Below are 18,777 nucleotides of genomic sequence, written 5' to 3'. Positions count from 1 at the left end.
GGTGATCGGGAGTTACTTGCGGTTCGCGGCGATGACTTGCATGACGGCGTTGGCGCTTTCGCGCGCGCTGTCGCGCAGCAGGCTGTGGTGCATGTCCGTGAAGCGCTGCACCAGGCGCAGACGACCGGGAATATCGCTCAACTGCTGCCACATGGCCTCGGCCAGCGCTTGCGGGCTGGCCGCGTTTTGCAGCAGCTCGGGCACCAGGTAGTCGCGCGCCAGGATGTTTGGCAGCCCAATCCAAGGCTGATAGCCCATGTGGCGCATGATTTCCCACGAGGCGCGCATCATCTTGTAAGCGATGACCATGGGCTTCTTGTACAGCGCCACTTCCAGCGATGCCGTGCCGGATGCCACCAATACCGCATCGGCGGCGCAGATGGCAGTGTGCGAGCCGCCATCGGTGAGCAGTATCTCGACGTCCTGCAGGCCAGCTTCTGCTACCAGTTGCAGGAAGTACTGGCGCTGCTTCTCGCCGGCCATGGGGGCGACGAAACGCAAGGAGCGGTCGCGCGCCAGCAGCAGCTTGCAGGCAGCGACAAAGGCTACCGCATTGTATTTGAGTTCGCCCATGCGGCTGCCCGGCATCAGGGTCACGACATTCGCGTCTTGCGGCAAGCCCAGGGTGCGGCGCGCGGCCGCCTCGTCGGGCTGCAGGGGGATCATTTCGGCCAGTGGATGGCCGACATAGGTGACGGGCACGCCCGCCTTGCGGTAGATTTCTTCCTCGAACGGGAAGATCACCAGCATGTGCGAGACAGCCTTGATGATTTTCTTGATGCGTCCACCGCGCCAGGCCCAGATCTGCGGCCCGATGTAGTGCACGGTGGGGATGCCGCCTTCCTTGAGCTGCTGTTCCAGCCCCAGGTTGAAGCCGGGATAGTCGGCGCCGATGAAGACGGCGGGACGTTCGGCCAACAGCTGGTCGCGCAGCGCGTTCTGGATGCCCTTGATCTCGCGGTAGCGGGGAATGATCTCGAACAGGCCGCGCACGGTCAGCTTGTCGAGCGGCCAGTCGGACACAAAACCCTGTTTGGCCATGTGCTCGCCGCCGATGCCGTGGAAGCGCGTGCCGGGCAGCTGCGGCACGAGGCCGGACAGCAGCCGGCTGGCCAGCAGGTCGCCCGACACCTCGCCGGCGACGATGGCGACGTTGGCGACCGGCAGGCCGCTGGCGTGGTCAGCGGACGATGCCACGCGACGCCACGCCCAAAAATTCGCGCATGGCGCGAATGTGTTGCGCCACCTCGGGCGACGAGGCCTGCTCTTCTTCGAACAGGGCCGCCTTGGATTCTTCCAGGGTCAGTCCCGAGCGGTAGATGAGCTTATACGCGGCGCGGATGCCGTTGATCTGCTCGCGCGTAAAGCCGCGGCGTTTCAAGCCCTCGATATTGACGCCATGCGCCTGCGCCGGATTGCCGTTCAACAGGACAAACGGCGGCACGTCCTGCGTCAGGCTGGTGCTCATGCCGACAAAGGCGTGCGCGCCGATCTTGCAGAACTGGTGCACGTTGGCGAAACCGCTCATGATGACCCAGTCGCCGATCTCCACGTGGCCGGCCAGCTGCGCGTTGTTCGAGAAAATCGTGTTGTTGCCCACCAGGCAGTCGTGCGCCAGGTGCACATACGCCGAAATCCAGTTGTCATTGCCCAGGCGCGTCACGCCGCCACCTTGCACGGTTCCCGTGTTGAAGGTGCAGAATTCGCGGATGGTGTTGCGGTCGCCGATGTCCAGGCGCGTCGCCTCGCCCGCCCATTTCTTGTCCTGCGGCTGCGCACCGATGGAAGAAAACTGGAACAGGTGATTGTCGCTGCCGATCGTCGTGTGGCCGTCGATGACCACGTGCGGGCCAACCTTGGTGCCGGCGCCGATGCGCACGTGCGGACCGATGATGGTGTACGGACCCACCTCGACCGAACTGTCGAGCTCGGCCTTCGGGTCAATCACTGCCGTTGAGTGGATGGCCGCCATATCACTGCACCGCTGGCTGGCTCGCAGACTGGCTCGCATCCTGCGCGCTGCGGATCGTGCACATCAGTTCCGCTTCCACCGCCAGCTTGCCATCGACCGTACCGACGGCCTTGTATTTCCAGATGCCGCGCGAGACGCGCAGGATTTCCACGTCCATCTTCAGCTGGTCGCCCGGTTCGACGGGACGCTTGAAGCGCGCATTGTCGATGCCGACAAAGTACACCACCGAATTTTCGTCCGGTTTCACGCCCATCGACAGGAACGACAGCAAGGCCGCCGTCTGCGCCAGCGCTTCGATCATCAGCACGCCGGGCATGACCGGCTTGTGCGGGAAATGGCCCTGGAAGAACTCTTCATTGACCGTCACGTTCTTGATGGCGGTGATGGTCTTGTCCGCTTCCCAGTCCAGCACGCGGTCAACCAGCAACAGCGGGTAGCGGTGCGGCAGCAGCGATTTGATGGCGAGGATGTCGAGGGTCTTTTTTTCAATAGTCATTTTTCGTCTTGCGTGGTCAGTGTTTTAATTGTTTTTTCAAGTGCGCGGATCTTCTCGCTCATGCTTGACAGGTTGCGCACGATGGCGGCGCTCTTTTCCCAGTCGGCGTTCTTGGCCAGCGGATAAAAACCCGTGTATTGGGCCGGTTGCGCGCGCTACGCACGTGCGAACCGATATTGGTGTACGGCCCCACCTAGGCCAAGCTGCCGAGCTCAGCTTTCGGATCAATCACTGGCGTAGAGTGGATGACCGCCATATTACTACCCCGCTGGCTGGCTCGCATCCTGCGCGCTGCGGATGGTACACATGATTTCCGTTTCCAGCGCCACCGTGCCGTCGACCGAGCCGACTGCCTTGTATTTCCAGAGGCCGCGCGACACGCGCAGGATTTCCACGTCCATCTTCAATTGGTCACCCGGTTCGACGGGACGCTTGAAGCGCGTATTGTCGATGCCGACAAGGTACACCACCGAATTTTCATCCGGGTTCACACCCATCGTCAGGAACGACAGCAGGGCCGCCGTCTGCGCCAGCGCTTCGATCATCAGCACGCCGGGCATCACCGGCTTGTGCGGGAAATGGCCCTGGAAGAACTCTTCGTTGACCGTCACGTTCTTGATGGCGGTGATGGTCTTGTTCGCTTCCCAGTCCAGCACGCGGTCAACCAGCAGCAGCGGATAGCGGTGCGGCAGCAGCGATTTGATGGCCAGGATGTCGAGGGTCTTATTCGCAGTAGTCATTTTTCGTCTTGCGTGGTCAGTGTCTTAATCGTTTTTTCAAGCGCGCGGATCTTCTCGCGCATGCTTGACAGGTTGCGCACGATGGCGGCGCTCTTTTCCCAGTCGGCGTTCTTGGCCAGCGGATAAAACCCCGTGTACTGGCCCGCTTCGAGAATCGAACGCGAGACCATGCTGCCCGAACCCACGTGGACGCGGTCGGCGATGGTCAGGTGACCGAGCACCATGGCGGCGCCGCCGAAGGTGCAGTACTTGCCAATGACGGCGCTGCCGGCCACGCCGACGCAGCCGGCCATGGCCGTGTGCGCGCCGATGTGGCAGTTATGGCCGATCTGGATCTGGTTATCGAGCTTGACGCCATCTTCGATGATGGTGTCGGCCAGTGCGCCGCGGTCGATGGTGGTGTTGGCGCCAATATCGACATCGTCACCGATCACCACCCTGCCCGTCTGGGGAATCTTGATGTACACGCCGCCTTCGTTGGCGAAGCCGAATCCGTCTGTGCCGATCACGGCGCCCGAATGGATGATGCCGCGCTGGCCGATCACGCAGCGCGCGTGGAACGTCACGTTGGCGAACAGCTGGGTACCTGCGCCAATGACGGCGTCGCGTCCCACCACGCAGCCGGCACCGATCACGCAGCCTGGGCCAATCACGGCGCCCGCTTCGATCACCGCATGCGCGCCGACGGAGGCGCTGGCGTCCACCTGGGCGCTGGCGTCGACAAAGGCGCCCGGGTGGATGCCGACCGGCGCCTTGATTTCGTGCAGGGCGGCGAAATACTGCGCCGCGCGCGCGAAATACACATAGGGATTCGGGGTGACAATGCGCGCGCCGGCGTATTCGTCGCCGATCAACGCATCGTCGGCCGGCGTGAGGATCAGCGCGGCGGCGCCGCTCTGGGCCGCCTGCGCGCGGAACTTGCTATTGCTGAGAAAGCTGATGTGCGAAGCGCCGGCGTCGGCCAACGGTGCGATGCCTGTGACTTCCAGGTTGGGATCGCCCGCCAATTGTCCGCCGAAGCGTTCGACCAATTCTCCTAGTCGAGTGCCCATCTGATTACCTTTATAAGTACGCCTGCCAGTGCACGCAGCGCGTGCACTGGCAGGCTTAAAACCGTTTCAATTACTTGTCCAGCGCCTTCAAGACCTTGTCGGTAATGTCGATGCGCGGGCTGGCCCACAGGGCTTCCTGCAGCACGATGTCATAGCCTTCGATATGCGCCATCTGCTGGATGATGGTGTTGGCTTTTTCCGCGATGGCGCTGCGCTCTTCGTTCGTGCGCTGGCTCAGATCTTCGCGGAACTCGCGCTGGCGGCGCTGCAGTTCCTTGTCCAGCTCGAAAAATTCGCGCTGGCGCTTGGCGCGCTCCGCCTCGCTCAGGGTCGGCATATCCTTTTCCAGGGCTTCGTTGGCGACCTTGAAACGGGCCGCCAGTTCCTGCACGGCTTTTTCGCGCGAGCGGAACTCTTCGGCCAGCTTGGCGCTGGCCAGCTTGGCCAGCCTCGATTCGTTATAAATACGTTCGCTGCTGATCCAGGCGATCTTCGACTCCTGAGCCTGCGCCTGCACCGGCAACAGCGAACTCCAGCACAATGCGATCACGGCAAGGGTCTTGGGCAGGGTAGCGGATGCGGTGTTCATGATACTCCATGGTCAAAAAGTAAAAGCTGTCGCCCCGGTTCAGATGGCCGGTCAGAAACCGGTGCCCATCTGGAACTGGAAGCGCTCCAGGCGGTCCGTCGGCTTGGCGTTCAACGGCTTGGCATAGCTCAGCTTGAGCGGGCCCACCGGTGAAATCCAGCTGATGCCCAAGCCAGCAGAATAGCGCAATTGCGAGATCCGCATTTTTTCGCCTTCCTGGTAGACCTGGCCGCCGTCAAGGAAACCGAACCAGCGCAAGCTGCGGTCATTGCCCGAACCGGGGAATGGCATCTGCAGTTCCGCGTTACCGATCAGGCGCGAGGCACCGCCCAGGGCATCGTTGGTGCTCGGTTCGACGGCGCCCAGCGAGGAACTCAGGTAGCCGCGCACCGAACCGATGCCGCCGCCGTAGAAGTTCTTGAAGACCGGATACACGTGCTTGCCGATGCCATGGCCGTAATCGATCTCGCCCTTCAGCGCCAGGGTGACCTTGCTGAACAGCGGACGGAAATACTGGTGCTCATAGATGGCACGGAAGTATTTCTGGTCGCCGATCAGGTCAGCCTCCAGGTTGACGCGCTGGTAGCGGCCGATCGATGGCGTCAGGGCGCTGTCGCGGCTGTCGCGCTGCCATGCAGCCGTCAGCGGGATGGAATTGGTGGTGGCCGAACCGATGCCGTCCGACGGGCCGCCGTTGTCGATCACGTACTGCTTGAAGCGGATCGGGCTGGTGATGTCGGTCTCGATGCGCGAACGCTCGGCGCCGATACCGAAGAAGACGGTGTCGACTTCCGAGAACGGCACGCCGAAACTGACGCGGCCACCGGTCTGCTTGATCTTGTAGCTGCCGATGTTCAGTGCCGGCGGTTCCGTCGTGCGCAGGTAGACTTCAAAGCTGCGCGAGATACCGTCGTCCGTGTAGTACGGATTGGTTTGCGAAAACGCGATCGTGCGGCTGTAATGGCTGGTATTGAGCTCGATGCCGACCGTGTTGCCGCTACCGGCAAAGTTGGCCTGCGAAATCGACGCCGACAAGGTGAACTTCTCCGATTGCGAGAAGGCGCCGCCGATCAGGAAGTTACCCGTCGGTTTTTCCACCACCGTCACATTGACGTCGACCTGGTCGGTCGTGCCCTGCGCTTCCGGCGTGTCGATGGTCACGTCCTTGAAGTAGCCGAGGCGGTCGACGCGGTCGCGCGACAGCTTGATCTTGTTGCTGTCGTACCAAGACGATTCGAACTGGCGGAATTCGCGGCGGATGACTTCATCGCGCGTGGTGGTGTTGCCGGCGATATTCATGTGGCGCACGTACACGCGCTTGCCCGGATCGATGAAGAAGGTGAAACCGACTTCATGCTTTTCGCGGTTGATCTCGGGATTGGCGTTGACGTTGGCAAAGGCATAGCCGAACGTGGCCAGGCGGTCCTGGATGCGCTTGTTCGTCGCCGTCAGGCGGGCGCCCGAATAGATCTCGCCTTCGCGCATCAGGTTCAGGGCTTTCAGCTCCTCTTCGCGGCCAAACATCTCGCCTTCGAACTTGGTGCCGGCGATCTTGTACTTCTCGCCTTCGGTGATATTGATCGTCAGGTAGATGTCTTTTTTATCGGGCGTGATCGACACTTGCGTCGAGTCGACCTGCATCTCGATATAGCCGCGGTCCAGGTAGTAGGACTTGAGCGCCTCGATGTCGCCCGTCAGCTTGGTCTTCGAATACTGGTCGGCCTTGGTGTACCAGCTGAACCAGCCGCCCGTGTTCAGGGCCAGCTGTTCGCGCAGTTCCTTGTCGGTGAAAGCCTTGTTGCCGACGATGTTGATCTGCTTGATGCGGGCCACGTCGCCCTCGTCGACGGCGAACACCACGTTGACGCGGTTGCGCTCGATCGGCGTGACGGTGGTGGTGATCTTCACGCCGTACAGGCCATGCGACAGGTACTGGCGCTTGAGTTCCTGTTCCGCGCGGTCGACGGACGCCTTGTCGAAAATCTTGGCTTCACCCACGCCGATTTCCTTCAAGGCCTTGACCAGCACGTCCTTTTCAAATTCCTTGGTACCGGTAAATTCCACGGTCGCGATGGCCGGACGTTCCTCGACCAGCACCACCAGCACGTCGCCATCGGCTTCCAGGCGCACATCCTTGAACATGCCCGTCGCATACAGGGCCTTGATGGCGGCAACGCTCTTCTCGTCGGAGAACGTCTCGCCGACGCGCACCGGCAGGTAGGCGAAGACGGTGCCCGCTTCGGTACGCTGGATCCCTTCGACCCGGATGTCCTTGACAGTAAATGGCTGGACGGCCAGCGCGTGGCCGGAACAGATGGCCATGACGGCGGCGCCGATCAGGCTGCGGCGAAAGGAAGGCAAGGCAAAACGAGCAGAATGTAATTTCATTGGGGTTATTCAATGGGTAAATCAATGGACAACATACACAAAAGATTGCTTGTGCGACTCACGCAATGGCATCAACCACCGCCCTAATTCAGCAATCGCAACACGTCATTAAAGACGGCAAGCACCATCAAGGTCAGCAACAAACCGATCCCCAGGCGCTGGGCGATCTCGCCTACGCGCTCCGGCAAGGGGCGTCCGGTCAAAACTTCCAGCGAATAATACAGCAAATGCCCGCCATCCAGAACAGGAATGGGTAGCAAATTCATCACGCCCAGACTGATACTGATGAAGGCAATGAAGCTCAGGTAGCTTACCAGGCCGATGCGCGCCGTCTGGCCCGCGTAATCGGCAATGGTAATGGGTCCCGTCACATTCTTCAGCGAAACCTGTCCGGTGATCATCTTGCCCAGCATTTTCAGGCTCATGACGCTGGTATCCCAGACCTTGGCGGACGCCTTGCCCACGGCAGAGAACGGTCCGGAGGCCACGGTGATCATATCCGGCACCTGCCCCAGCTTTGCCTGTATCTTACCAACTGTTACAGCTCCCTCTACGCCCGGCACGGCGTCCGGCGTGATGGACAGGGTCAGGTCCTGGCCCTGGCGCAACAGCTGCAATTGCAAGGTCCGGCCCGGCGCCTGGCTCAGGGTGGCGATGACGGCCGCCACGTCGTGCACGGGCTGTTCGTCGATGGCGAGGATTTCATCGCCCTTTTGCAGGCCGGCGCGCGCGGCGGCGCCATCGGGCATGATTTCCATCAAGGTGGGCGCGGAACGGGCCAGGGTCAGGCCCAGCTTGCCCAGCACATCGCCTTCCAGGTCCGCTTCCGTCAGGCTGGCCGTCGGCAAGGTCGCTTCCTGCTGACCGCGGTCGGGCCGGCGCACTTCGATGCGGGCCGACTGCTTGTCGAGGGTGGCCTGGATCAGTTCCCAGCGCAGCTCGGACCAGCTGGCCACGGCCTTGCCATTCACCGTCTCAACGGTATCGCCGCTGCGCAAGCCGGCCGCATAGGCGGCCGTCTGCTCGGCCACGGGTCCGAGCTTGCTCGACGGCTCTTCGATGCCGTGCATGAACAGGCCCGCGTACAGCACGATGGCGACGAGGAAATTGGCCAGCGGACCGGCGGCCACGATGGCGATGCGGCGCCACACGCTCTGGCGCGTGAATTCGCGGCGCAATTCGCTTTCCGGCAAATCGCTGAGGTCTTGCGCGCGGCTGTCGAGCATGCTCACATAGCCGCCCAGCGGCAACGCGGAAATCGCCCATTCCGTCTGGTCCTTGCCGAACTTGCGCGAATACACCACTTTTCCCATGCCGATCGAGAAACGCAGCACTTTCACGCCGCACCAGCGCGCCACCAGATAGTGACCCAGCTCGTGCAGGGTGATCAGCGAGCCCAGCGCGACGATAAACGCCAGCAAGGTGGTAATCAGGGTCATGCGGCCAGCCTGTGGGCGATGTAGGCCTGCGCGGCCGCTCTGGCCAGGCGGTCCTGCTCCATCACGGCCTCGATGCTGGAAGCGGCGCCATGCGGCACCGTCTCGATCACGTGGGCGATGACGCGGTCGATCTGGCGGAAGCCGATCTGCTCGTCGAGGAAGGCTTGCACGGCCACTTCATTGGCCGCGTTCAGCAGGGCCGGCGCCGTGCCGCCCGCGCGCAGGGCGTCGAAGGCCAGCGCCAGGCAAGGGAAACGGCGGAAATCGGGACGTTCGAACTGCAAGGTAGCCACCTGCGCCAGGTCCAGTTGCGCCACGCCAGAGTTGATACGCTGCGGGTATGCCAGCGCATGCGCGATCGGCGTGCGCATGTCCGGATTGCCCAGCTGGGCCAGCACGGAACCGTCGATATACGACACCATCGAATGGATCACGCTTTGCGGATGGATCAGCACTTCGATCTGCTCCGCCGGCGCGCCGAACAGCCAGTGCGCCTCGATCACTTCCAGCCCCTTGTTCATCATGGTGGCCGAATCGACGGAAATCTTGCGGCCCATGGCCCAGGTCGGATGCTTGCAAGCCTGGTCCGGCGTGACCGTGTCGAGCGTCTCGACGTCGCGCGTGAGGAAGGGGCCGCCCGACGCCGTCAGCACGATTTTTGCCACGCCGGCGGCGCCTGGCGCGCGGCCATGGGCGTGCGGCAGGCATTGGAAAATGGCGTTGTGTTCGCTGTCGATCGGCAACAGCACGGCGCCGTTGTCATGCACGGCGTCGATGAACAGCTGGCCGGACATGACCAGCGCTTCTTTATTGGCCAGCAATACTTTCTTGCCGGCACGTGCCGCCGCCAGGGTGGGCGCCAGGCCGGCCGCGCCGACGATGGCCGCCATCACGCCCGTCACTTGCGGTGCGCTGGCGATGGCGCACAGGGCTTCGACGCCGTACTCGACCTGCGTCTCGACGCCCTGCCCGCGCAGCAAACGCGTCAGCTCAAGGGCGGCGTCCGCCGTGCCGACGACGGCGCGCTGGGGACGGAATTGCAGGCACTGGGCGGCCAGTTCGGCCACACGGCTGTGGGCGCTCAGCGCATACACGCTGTAGTGCTCGGGATGACGCGCGAGCACGTCCAGGGTGGACACGCCGATCGAGCCGGTCGCGCCAAGGATGGTGATGTATTGCATGAGTTTCCTTAAAGCCAGCTGGCCACGAGGGCGGCAAATGGCAGGACCGGGATCAACGCGTCGATACGGTCGAGTACGCCGCCATGGCCCGGCAGCAGGTTGCTGCTGTCCTTGATGCCGGCGCGGCGCTTCAATTGGGATTCGAACAGGTCGCCGACGATGCTGGCGGCGACGATCAGCAGCAGCACCAGCAAGGCCACCAGCCAGCCACGGCGCAATTGCAGCTGCACGGCAAAGGTGTCTTGCAGCACCGGCAGCGATGGCGCGGCCACGATGGTGATGGCGGCGATGACCAGCACGGCGATGCCGCCACCGATGGCGCCTTCCCAAGATTTCCCTGGAGAAATGCTTGGCGCCAGCTTGCGCTTGCCGAAAGCCTTGCCCGAGAAATAGGCGCCGATATCGGCGATCCACACGAGGGCCATGACGGACAGCAGGTACAAGGGGCTATGCAGGAACAGGGCGATGATGGCGACGAAGCAGCCGACGATGGTCACCGGATACACCAGGCTGAGCAAGGTATTGCCCAGGCCTTCGGTCGGTGGCAAGCCCGTCGCCAGCGAAGGCACGAAGCGGATCAGCCAGATGGCCACGCACAGGGCGAACCAGAAATTGAGCTGCGCCATGCCGTTACCGACAAAAAACGTATACGCGAAGGCGGCAGTCCAGACGGCGGCAATCAGCAGCGCCTGGCGATTTTTGAAAATGCGGAAGCTTTCCCAGACGGCGGCGCCGAAGAACGCCGTGGCGATCACGGCGAAAGCGGGGAAATAATTTAGATACAGAACCGGCAGCAAGACCGCCAACAAGACCAGGGCGGTGATTATCCGTGTTTTCAGCATCAGTTTGTCTTTTCAGTTAATTGCGCGCTGGTACGGCCAAAGCGCCGTTCGCGCTGCTGGTAAGACGCGATTGCCGCGTCGAGGCACTCGGCATTGAAGTCGGGCCAGAAAGTTTCTGTAAAAAACAACTCAGTGTACGCCAGTTGCCACAGGAGGAAATTGGAAATGCGTTGCTCGCCACCCGTGCGGATGAACAGGTCGGGCTCGGGCGCATAGGCCATGGCCAGGTGCGGCGCCAGTTGCTCTTCCGTGTAAGCGTGCGCGGCGCTCTGGCCGTCGACTGCCGCCTCGGCCGTCATTTTATTGACTGCCTGCATGATGTCCCAGCGGCCGCCATAATTGGCGCAGATGGACACCGTCAGGCGCGAATTGTTCGCCGTCTTGCGCTCCGCATTGGCGATCAGGGTTTGCAGCTGCTCATTGAAGCGCGACAGGTCGCCCACGACCTTCAGGCGGATATCATTGGCATGCATCTTGACCACTTCGCGTTCCAGCATGGTGACGAACAGGCGCATCAGCATCGACACCTCTTCTTCCGGGCGGCGCCAGTTTTCCGAACTGAAGGCAAACAGGGTCAGGTACTCGACACCGCGATCGAGGCAAGTCTCGACAATGCCGCGCACGGCCTCGGCACCCTTGACGTGGCCGGCCACGCGAGGCAGGAAGCGCTTGGTTGCCCAGCGGCCATTGCCATCCATAATGATTGCCACGTGGCGCGGCACCGTGCCCACCTCAGGCACTGCCGTTGTCGAACTCGAATAGATCATGAAAACACGAATACCAAAAATAAAAGATAGCTATTATGCGCCAAATAGCACTGCCCGGAAAAGCCATGCTTTTCCGGGCAGCGTCAAAAGTACTGAAAACTAGACCGTCAGCACTTCTTTTTCTTTGTCGACCACCATCTTGTCAATGTCGGCGATGAACTTGTCCGTCAGCTTCTGCACTTCTTCCGACGAGCGGCGCTCATCGTCCTCGGAGCAGGCTTTTTCCTTGACCAGTTTCTTCAGCGATTCGTTCGCATCGCGGCGAATGTTACGCACGGCAATCTTCGCGTCTTCCGCTTCGCTCTTGACCAGCTTGACCATTTCCTTGCGACGCTCTTCCGTCAGCGGCGGCGTCGGAACGCGGATCAGGTCGCCCTGTGCCGATGGGTTCAGGCCCAGGTCGGCGTCGCGGATGGCTTTTTCGATGGTGTTGGCCATCTTCTTTTCGTACGGCTGCACACCGATGGTGCGCGCGTCGATCAGGGTCACGTTGGCGACCTGGGTCAGCGCCGTCGGCGAACCGTAGTAATCGACCATCACATGGTCCAGGATACCCGTATGGGCGCGGCCGGTACGCACTTTGGCCAGATCGGCCCGCAGTGTTTCCAGCGACTTCGTCATGCGTTCCTGGGTGTTCTTTTTAACGTCAGCTAAGGACATTACCTACTCCTTGTCTTGATAATAATGAATATTCTATTGCGCTTGCGGCTTGCATGGTACCGCAGCCGGGAGTGCCGAAAACCGTTCAGTGCAAGGCGCAGCCATGCACGGTTTCTCGGTGCTCCTTGTTTCTATACGTGCACCAGCGTGCCTTCATCTTCGCCCATGATGACGCGCATCAGCGCGCCCGGCTTGGTGATCGAAAACACCTTGATTGGCAGCTTCTGGTCGCGGCACAGGGCGAATGCGGTGGCATCCATCACTTGCAGGTGCTTGGCGATGGCGTCGTCGAACGTAATCGTGTGGAACAGGGTGGCGTTCGGATCCTTCTTCGGATCGGCCGTGTAGACGCCGTCGACCTTGGTGGCCTTCAGGACGATCTCGGCGCTGATCTCGGAACCGCGCAGGGCGGCGGCCGTGTCGGTGGTGAAGAATGGATTGCCGGTGCCGGCGGCGAAGACGACCACTTTACCTTCTTCCAGGTATTGCAGGGCTTTCGGGCGGACGTACGGTTCGACCACTTGCTCGATGCCGATGGCCGACATGACGCGCGCGGTAATGCCGACGTGGCGCATGGCATCGGCCAGGGCCAGTGCGTTCATCACCGTGGCGAGCATGCCCATGTAGTCGGCGGTGGCACGGTCCATGCCTTGCGCGCCGGGCGCGACACCGCGGAAGATATTGCCGCCGCCAATCACGATTGCCAGTTCCACACCCAACTTCGCCACCTCGGCCACATCGGCCACCATGCGCTCGATCGTGGCGCGGTTGATGCCGTAGGGATCATCACCCATCAGGGCTTCGCCGGACAACTTGAGGAGGACGCGCTTGTAGGCTGGTTTTGACATGAGCTGGGGCTCCATAAATGAGGTTATTCGAGTATGACATGGCGCAGCGCCTTGCAGCGCCGGATAGGCGGGAGGAAGCTGCCCATGCCGCCGCCCGGCACGACAGGTGCGGGCGGGCCAAAAAAACGGGCCTCTCGGCCCGCTTTACTTACGCTCCCTGGGAGGCAGCCATCTGTGCTGCGACTTCTGCTGCGAAGTCGTCTTGCTTCTTCTCGATGCCCTCGCCCACTACGTACATGGCGAAACCTTTGACGGTGGTGTTAGCCGCCTTCAGCATTTGCTCAACCGACAGCTTGTCGTTTTTCACGAAAGCCTGGTTCAGCAGGGATACTTCTTTCAGGAACTTCTGTACGGAACCTTCCAGGCGCTTGGCCAGGATTTCCGGCGATTGCGCTGGCTTGCCTTCGGCGGCCGCTTTGGCTGCGTCTTCTTCGGCTTTCAGTTGTGCAACCGAACGCTCTTTTTCGATCAGTTCCGCAGGAACTTCGTTCGACGACAGCGACACTGGCTTCATGGCAGCGATGTGCATGGCCACGTCTTTGCCCACTTGCTCATCAGCGCCGTCGAATTCGACGATCACGCCAATGCGCGAACCGTGCAGGTACGAAGCCAGCTTGGCGCTGGTTTCGAAACGCTGGAAGCGGCGGATGGTCATGTTTTCGCCGATTTTGCCGATCAGGGCAGCGCGCACGTCTTCCAGGGTCTTGCCATCGAGTGGCAGGGCCAGCAAGGCAGCGACGTCAGCCGGGTTGTGTTCCGCTACCAGACGGGCAGCGTTGTTGGCCAGCGCCAGGAAATCGTCGTTTTTCGCAACGAAGTCGGTTTCCGAGTTCACTTCGACCAGGGCGCCTACGCCATTGGCGATGTAGGTTGCCACGACGCCTTCAGCGGTGATGCGTGCCGATGCTTTCGATGCCTTGCCGCCCAGTTTGACGCGCAGGATCTCTTCCGCACGCGCCATGTCGCCTTCGGCTTCCGTCAGTGCTTTTTTGCATTCCATCATTGGTGCGTCGGTTTTGCCGCGCAATTCGCCTACCATCGCTGCTGTAATCGCTGCCATGTGTTTCTCCTGATTCGGTGAGTCGATAGTCGCGGCCGGGCATGCATGCCTCGCCAGCGGTCTCTATCGTTTTTTTGTTAAAAAAAAGGGGGAGCTGCTGCCACCCCTTTTCCCTTACTGCTGTGCTTACAAACGGCTATCCTGCGATAGCCTGGCCATTAAGCCTGTTCGTTTACTTCGACGAATTCGTCGCCAGCGGCTGCTTTAACCATTTCAACAACTTCGTTACCGGCAGCTGCACGGCCTTCGATGATTGCATCAGCAACACCGCGAGCGTACAACATGATGGCTTTCGAGGAGTCATCGTTACCTGGGATCACGAAGTTCACGCCTTCTGGGGAGTGGTTGGTATCGACAACGCCGATGACCGGGATACCCAGTTTAGCTGCTTCGGTGATCGCACCTTTGTGGTAGCCGACGTCGACTACGAAGATTGCGTCAGGAATGCCGCCCATGTCCTTGATGCCGCCGATCGATTTTTGCAGCTTGATCATTTCGCGGGAGAACATCAGCGCTTCTTTTTTCGACAGCTTCTCGATCGAACCGTCTTCGATCATCACTTCCATGTCTTTCAGACGCTTGATCGAGGTTTTGATCGTTTTGAAGTTGGTCAGCATGCCGCCCAACCAACGTTGATCAACGAAAGGCACGCCAGCGCGTTGTGCTTCAGCAGCGATGATTTCGCGAGCTTGACGCTTGGTGCCAACCATCAGGATGGTGCCACGGTTTGCAGCCAGTTGACGCACGTGCTTCATTGCGTCCTGGTACATCGCCATGGTTTTTTCCAGGTTGATGATGTGGATCTTGTTGCGATGACCGAAGATGAACGGTGCCATTTTTGGATTCCAAAAACGGGTTTGGTGACCAAAGTGAACACCGGCTTCCAGCATTTCGCGCATTGTTACGGACATTATTAACTCCAGGGTTGGGTCTGGAATCCGATCAGTCACCATACAGGCACCCTTGTCGACCGGATTCGCGTGTTTATATAAATTAAAGACACTGTTTTACTGCATTGCTTAAAAGAGAATTCAAGCAACCCGGGATTCTACACCGAAATGCCCATTCCATCAAGTCCACGGCGCAAATCGCGCGCGCAGTGACGGCAAGCGCTGCACCACACTGGTGCAACAGGTATCGACCACGGGTTTTCCCGCAAAAAACGCCTGCCCGCCATAGGATGGAGGCGGCGGATACAGGGCGCCTCGTTTATAATTTCGACATATTTGCAGACTTTTCCTCCCACACTGGGATTCGTCTGTGCTTTTCACCCGAATTTCTTGCAGATTGCGAATTACATCATGTCCACCATCCGTATCAATACCGCAGCCGACATCGAAGGCATGCGCATTGCCGGCAAACTCGGCGCCGAAGTGCTCGACTACATCACCCCCTTCGTCAAGGTCGGTGTCACGACCGGCGAACTGGACCGCCTGTGCCACGAATACATGGTCAACGTGCAAGGCACCATCCCTGCCCCGCTGAACTATTGCCCGCCCGGCTACACGCCTTACCCGAAAGCCATCTGCACCTCCGTCAACGACGTCATCTGCCATGGCATCCCCGGCGACAAGGTCCTCAAGAGCGGCGACTCCGTCAACCTCGACATCACCGTCATCAAGGATGGCTACCACGGCGACAACAGCCGCATGTTCCTCATCGGCACGCCGACCATCCTGGCCAAGCGCCTGTCGGAAATCACCTATGAATGCATGTGGCTGGGGATCGACCAGATCAAGCCTGGCGCCCACCTGGGCGACATCGGCCACGCCATCCAGCAACACGCGGAAAAGGCCGGCTACAGCGTGGTGCGCGAATTCTGCGGCCACGGCATCGGCAAGGTTTTCCATGAAGAACCGCAGGTATTGCATTACGGCAAACCTGGCACCCTGGAACGCCTGGAAGCGGGCATGATCTTCACCGTCGAACCGATGATCAATTCGGGCCGCCGCGAAATCCGCGAAATGAACGATGGCTGGACCATCAAAACCAAGGACCGCAGCCTGTCGGCGCAATGGGAACACACGGTGCTGGTGACGGAAACGGGCTATGAAGTGCTGACCATCTCGCCCGGCATGCCGCCGCCGCCCGCCTTCATCGGCAATAAAGCCTGATGCATCAAGCCTGACTCCACCCGACCCACCGCCACCCAGGGCCCAGATGAAAAAGCAAGTTCGGGAACAGCTGAAGCAGCAACTGAAAGCCGACCGCCAGGTCGTCATCGCGGCCTTCCAGGCCGACGGCAAGCCTGAAAAACTGTTGCGCAGCCTGCGCCACAGCGTCGACGGCGTGCTGGCGCGCGCCTGGCAGGAAGCGGGCTTGCCGCCCGGCACGGCCCTGGTGGGCGTGGGCGGCTATGGCCGCGGCGAACTGTTCCCGTATTCCGACGTCGACCTGCTGATCCTGCTGCAACAGGCGCCGGACGCGGCGACGCAGGAAAAACTCGAGGAACTGGTGCAACTGCTGTGGGACCTGGGCCTGGAAATCGGCCACAGCATCCGCACGGTCGATGAATGCATGGTCGAATCGAAGGCCGACATCACCGTGCAAACGAGCTTGCTCGAAGCGCGCCTCGTGTGCGGCAACGCGGACCTGTTCGCGCAATTGCAGCAGCGCTATGACGCGGCCATGGACCCGCAGGCGTTCTTCCAGGCGAAAACGGCGGAAATGCGCCAGAGACACGCCAAATACGAAGACACGGCCTTCAGCCTGGAACCGAATTGCAAGGAAAGCCCGGGCGGCTTGCGCGACTTGCAGGTCATCCTGTGGGTGGCCAAGGCGGCCGGTCTGGCCAACTCGTGGCGCACCCTGGCCACGGGCGGCCTGATCACCTTGACGGAAGCGCGCCAGCTGATGGAAAAGGAGCGCGCTTTCAAGGATATCCGCGTGCGCCTGCACCTGCATGCGGGACGGCGCGAAGACCGCCTCGTGTTCGACGTGCAGACGGCCATCGCCGAATCGCTGGGCTTGCAAGCGACGGGCAGCGGGCCGCACATGCGCCGCGCCAGCGAATTCCTCATGCAGCGCTACTACTGGGCCGCCAAGACGGTGACCCAGCTCAACACGATTTTGCTGCAAAACATCGAGGCACGGCTGTTTCCGCAAGATGACGTGGCCTTGCCCATCAACGAACGCTTCAATGAAGTCAACAGCCTGATCGACATCAGCGCCGACGACACGTTCGAGCAGTACCCGTCGGCCATGCTGGAAATTTTCGTCCTGATGACGGAGCGCCCGTCCCTGAAAGGCATGACCTCGCGCGCCACGCGGGCCCTGTGGCACGCGCGCTTCAAGATCGACGCCGCCTTCCGCCAGGACCCCGTCAACCGCGCCCTGTTCCTGCGCATCATGCAGGCACCCGTGGGCATCATCCATGCGCTGCGGCGCATGAACGAGATGAGCATCCTGGGGCGCTACCTGCCGAATTTCCGCCGCATCGTGGGCCAGATGCAGCACGACCTGTTCCATGTGTACACGGTCGACCAGCACATTCTGATGGTGGTGCGCAACATGCGCCGCTTCACCATGAGCGAGCACGCGCACGAATACCCGTTCTGCAGCCAGCTGATGGCCGATTTCTCGCAATCGTGGCTGCTGTACGTGGCGGCCCTGTTCCACGACATCGCCAAGGGCCGCGGCGGCGACCACTCGAAGCTGGGCGTGGCCGACGCCACCCAGTTCTGCCAGGACCACGGCCTGTCGGAAGAAGACACGGAACTCGTGGCTTTCTTGGTGGAAAATCACCTGACCATGTCGCAAGTGGCGCAAAAGCAGGATTTGTCCGATCCGGACGTCATCGCCGCCTTTGCGAAAGTGGTCAAGGACGAGCGCCACCTGACGGGCTTGTACCTGCTGACGGTGGCCGACATCCGCGGCACCAGCCCGAAGGTATGGAATGCCTGGAAGGGCAAGCTGCTGGAAGACCTGTACAAGATCACCTTGCGCGTGCTGGGCGGCGAGCCGCATACGGCCGACCGCGAGCTGAAGAACCGCCAGCAGGAAGCGCTGGCCACGCTGCGCCTGTATGGCTTGCCGCCGGACGCCCATCTGAAGCTGTGGCAGCAGCTGGACGTGGCGTATTTCCTGCGCCACGACGCCTCCGACATCGCCTGGCAGACGCGCTCGCTGTATGACAAGCTCGACAGCAAGTTGCCGGTGGTAAAATGCCGGCTGGCGCCCATCGGCGAAGGCTTGCAGGTGGCCGTGTACATTCCCGACCAGCCCGACCTGTTCGCGCGCATCTGCAGCTATTTCGACCGCAAGAACTTCAGCATTCTCGACGCGAAGATCCACACGACCAAGAATGGCTATGCGCTCGACACCTTCCTTGTCACGGAGCAGAACTTCGCCAAGAGCTACCGCGACATCATCAGCCTGATCGAGCATGAGCTGGGCGAGCTGCTGCAGTCGCAAACGCCGCTGCCGCCGCCGGGCAAGGGACGGCTGTCGCGCCTGTCGCGCACCTTCCCCTTCCAGCCGACCGTGGATTTGCGGCCCGATGAAAAGGGCCAATACTATTTGCTGTCGGTGGCCGCCAACGACCGCACGGGCCTGCTGTATGCGATCGCCAACGTGCTGACCAAGTACCGCATCAACTTGCACACGGCCAAGATCATGACCCTGGGCGAGCGGGTCGAAGACGTTTTCCTCGTCGACGGTCCCGCGCTCAACAATGCCCGCAACCAGATATTGCTGGAAACCGATTTACTCGATGCGCTGAAAGTGTAGACTTTCCGCGCAGCG

At 61.1% G+C, this 18,777-nt stretch carries 17 protein-coding genes and 1 pseudogene; 2 read left to right on the top strand and 16 right to left on the bottom strand.

The window, feature by feature from the left end; genetic code table 11:
• Nucleotides 1–12: 12 nt before the first annotated feature.
• The 16 genes and pseudogenes from lpxB to rpsB form a co-directional block, all read right to left on the bottom strand.
• Nucleotides 13–1,197 carry a lipid-A-disaccharide synthase gene (gene lpxB / locus GCN78_RS16580; protein ID WP_152252671.1) on the bottom strand — a complete coding sequence of 395 codons (1,185 nt, stop codon included), beginning with the start codon at nucleotides 1,195–1,197 and terminating at the stop codon, nucleotides 13–15.
• Nucleotides 1,181–1,972: an acyl-ACP--UDP-N-acetylglucosamine O-acyltransferase gene (gene lpxA / locus GCN78_RS16575; protein ID WP_141168858.1), complete on the bottom strand. Its 792-nt coding sequence runs from the start codon at nucleotides 1,970–1,972 to the stop codon at nucleotides 1,181–1,183. The genes lpxB and lpxA overlap by 17 nt, the downstream gene beginning before the upstream one ends.
• A gap of 1 nt (nucleotide 1,973) precedes the next feature.
• Nucleotides 1,974–2,468 (bottom strand): 3-hydroxyacyl-ACP dehydratase FabZ, encoded by a 495-nt coding sequence (gene fabZ, locus GCN78_RS16570; RefSeq protein ID WP_152252670.1) that lies wholly within the window; start codon nucleotides 2,466–2,468, stop codon nucleotides 1,974–1,976.
• Nucleotides 2,465–2,617 (bottom strand): annotated as a pseudogene (locus GCN78_RS29720) (UDP-3-O-(3-hydroxymyristoyl)glucosamine N-acyltransferase); the annotation flags it as partial. The pseudogene GCN78_RS29720 and the gene fabZ (GCN78_RS16570), both read right to left, overlap by 4 nt.
• Before the next feature lie 111 nt (nucleotides 2,618–2,728).
• The gene (gene fabZ, locus GCN78_RS16560) at nucleotides 2,729–3,208 is read right to left on the bottom strand and encodes a 3-hydroxyacyl-ACP dehydratase FabZ (protein WP_152252669.1); all 480 of its coding nucleotides are present in this window, start codon (nucleotides 3,206–3,208) and stop codon (nucleotides 2,729–2,731) included.
• Complete coding sequence (gene lpxD / locus GCN78_RS16555; RefSeq protein ID WP_152252668.1) at nucleotides 3,205–4,260, bottom strand: UDP-3-O-(3-hydroxymyristoyl)glucosamine N-acyltransferase; 1,056 nt, start codon at nucleotides 4,258–4,260, stop codon at nucleotides 3,205–3,207. The genes fabZ (GCN78_RS16560) and lpxD overlap by 4 nt, the downstream gene beginning before the upstream one ends.
• A gap of 70 nt (nucleotides 4,261–4,330) precedes the next feature.
• Nucleotides 4,331–4,849 (bottom strand): OmpH/Skp family outer membrane protein, encoded by a 519-nt coding sequence (locus tag GCN78_RS16550; protein WP_046684967.1) that lies wholly within the window; start codon nucleotides 4,847–4,849, stop codon nucleotides 4,331–4,333.
• Nucleotides 4,850–4,900: 51 nt separating this feature from the next.
• Nucleotides 4,901–7,237: an outer membrane protein assembly factor BamA gene (gene bamA, locus GCN78_RS16545; RefSeq protein ID WP_152252667.1), complete on the bottom strand. Its 2,337-nt coding sequence runs from the start codon at nucleotides 7,235–7,237 to the stop codon at nucleotides 4,901–4,903.
• Nucleotides 7,238–7,320: 83 nt separating this feature from the next.
• Nucleotides 7,321–8,676, bottom strand: a complete 1,356-nt coding sequence (gene rseP, locus GCN78_RS16540) for an RIP metalloprotease RseP (RefSeq protein ID WP_152252666.1) — start codon at nucleotides 8,674–8,676, stop codon at nucleotides 7,321–7,323.
• The gene (ispC, locus tag GCN78_RS16535; protein ID WP_152252665.1) at nucleotides 8,673–9,857 is read right to left on the bottom strand and encodes a 1-deoxy-D-xylulose-5-phosphate reductoisomerase; all 1,185 of its coding nucleotides are present in this window, start codon (nucleotides 9,855–9,857) and stop codon (nucleotides 8,673–8,675) included. The genes rseP and ispC overlap by 4 nt, the downstream gene beginning before the upstream one ends.
• 8 nt (nucleotides 9,858–9,865) lie before the next feature.
• A complete protein-coding gene (locus GCN78_RS16530; protein ID WP_152252664.1) occupies nucleotides 9,866–10,699 on the bottom strand; it encodes a phosphatidate cytidylyltransferase in 834 nt (277 codons plus the stop codon).
• Nucleotides 10,699–11,466 carry a polyprenyl diphosphate synthase gene (uppS, locus tag GCN78_RS16525; protein ID WP_152252663.1) on the bottom strand — a complete coding sequence of 256 codons (768 nt, stop codon included), beginning with the start codon at nucleotides 11,464–11,466 and terminating at the stop codon, nucleotides 10,699–10,701. Before uppS ends, GCN78_RS16530 begins: the two co-directional genes overlap by 1 nt.
• Nucleotides 11,467–11,565: 99 nt before the next feature.
• On the bottom strand, nucleotides 11,566–12,126 hold the full coding sequence (gene frr, locus GCN78_RS16520; protein ID WP_034784152.1) for a ribosome recycling factor: 561 nt from the start codon (nucleotides 12,124–12,126) through the stop codon (nucleotides 11,566–11,568).
• A gap of 131 nt (nucleotides 12,127–12,257) precedes the next feature.
• Complete coding sequence (gene pyrH / locus GCN78_RS16515) at nucleotides 12,258–12,974, bottom strand: UMP kinase (protein ID WP_034752258.1); 717 nt, start codon at nucleotides 12,972–12,974, stop codon at nucleotides 12,258–12,260.
• 148 nt (nucleotides 12,975–13,122) lie between these two features.
• The gene (tsf, locus tag GCN78_RS16510; protein ID WP_152252662.1) at nucleotides 13,123–14,034 is read right to left on the bottom strand and encodes a translation elongation factor Ts; all 912 of its coding nucleotides are present in this window, start codon (nucleotides 14,032–14,034) and stop codon (nucleotides 13,123–13,125) included.
• 158 nt (nucleotides 14,035–14,192) lie between these two features.
• Nucleotides 14,193–14,945, bottom strand: a complete 753-nt coding sequence (gene rpsB, locus GCN78_RS16505; protein WP_010397614.1) for a 30S ribosomal protein S2 — start codon at nucleotides 14,943–14,945, stop codon at nucleotides 14,193–14,195.
• A gap of 390 nt (nucleotides 14,946–15,335) precedes the next feature.
• On the opposite strand from rpsB, the gene map reads away from it, so the two are divergent.
• Together map and GCN78_RS16495 are read left to right on the top strand one after the other, a co-directional pair.
• Nucleotides 15,336–16,148, top strand: a complete 813-nt coding sequence (map, locus tag GCN78_RS16500) for a type I methionyl aminopeptidase (RefSeq protein WP_152252661.1) — start codon at nucleotides 15,336–15,338, stop codon at nucleotides 16,146–16,148.
• Between the two features lie 46 nt (nucleotides 16,149–16,194).
• Nucleotides 16,195–18,762: a [protein-PII] uridylyltransferase gene (locus GCN78_RS16495; RefSeq protein ID WP_152252660.1), complete on the top strand. Its 2,568-nt coding sequence runs from the start codon at nucleotides 16,195–16,197 to the stop codon at nucleotides 18,760–18,762.
• The last annotated feature ends 15 nt before the right edge of the window (nucleotides 18,763–18,777 follow it).

This window comes from Janthinobacterium rivuli (assembly GCF_009208735.1).
Lineage (GTDB): Bacteria > Pseudomonadota > Gammaproteobacteria > Burkholderiales > Burkholderiaceae_D > Janthinobacterium.
Note: the sequence above shows the minus strand (reverse complement) of the source record. Positions and strands in the feature narration are given on the sequence as shown.

Coding starts and splice junctions, on each gene's coding strand:
- lpxA (WP_141168858.1), bottom strand. CDS start 1,972: ATGGCGGCCATCCACTCAACGGCAGTGATTGACCCGAAGGCCGAGCTC.
- fabZ (WP_152252670.1), bottom strand. CDS start 2,468: ATGACTATTGAAAAAAAGACCCTCGACATCCTCGCCATCAAATCGCTG.
- fabZ (WP_152252669.1), bottom strand. CDS start 3,208: ATGACTACTGCGAATAAGACCCTCGACATCCTGGCCATCAAATCGCTG.
- lpxD (WP_152252668.1), bottom strand. CDS start 4,260: ATGGGCACTCGACTAGGAGAATTGGTCGAACGCTTCGGCGGACAATTG.
- GCN78_RS16550 (WP_046684967.1), bottom strand. CDS start 4,849: ATGAACACCGCATCCGCTACCCTGCCCAAGACCCTTGCCGTGATCGCA.
- bamA (WP_152252667.1), bottom strand. CDS start 7,237: ATGAAATTACATTCTGCTCGTTTTGCCTTGCCTTCCTTTCGCCGCAGC.
- rseP (WP_152252666.1), bottom strand. CDS start 8,676: ATGACCCTGATTACCACCTTGCTGGCGTTTATCGTCGCGCTGGGCTCG.
- ispC (WP_152252665.1), bottom strand. CDS start 9,857: ATGCAATACATCACCATCCTTGGCGCGACCGGCTCGATCGGCGTGTCC.
- GCN78_RS16530 (WP_152252664.1), bottom strand. CDS start 10,699: ATGCTGAAAACACGGATAATCACCGCCCTGGTCTTGTTGGCGGTCTTG.
- uppS (WP_152252663.1), bottom strand. CDS start 11,466: ATGATCTATTCGAGTTCGACAACGGCAGTGCCTGAGGTGGGCACGGTG.
- frr (WP_034784152.1), bottom strand. CDS start 12,126: ATGTCCTTAGCTGACGTTAAAAAGAACACCCAGGAACGCATGACGAAG.
- pyrH (WP_034752258.1), bottom strand. CDS start 12,974: ATGTCAAAACCAGCCTACAAGCGCGTCCTCCTCAAGTTGTCCGGCGAA.
- tsf (WP_152252662.1), bottom strand. CDS start 14,034: ATGGCAGCGATTACAGCAGCGATGGTAGGCGAATTGCGCGGCAAAACC.
- rpsB (WP_010397614.1), bottom strand. CDS start 14,945: ATGTCCGTAACAATGCGCGAAATGCTGGAAGCCGGTGTTCACTTTGGT.
- map (WP_152252661.1), top strand. CDS start 15,336: ATGTCCACCATCCGTATCAATACCGCAGCCGACATCGAAGGCATGCGC.
- GCN78_RS16495 (WP_152252660.1), top strand. CDS start 16,195: ATGAAAAAGCAAGTTCGGGAACAGCTGAAGCAGCAACTGAAAGCCGAC.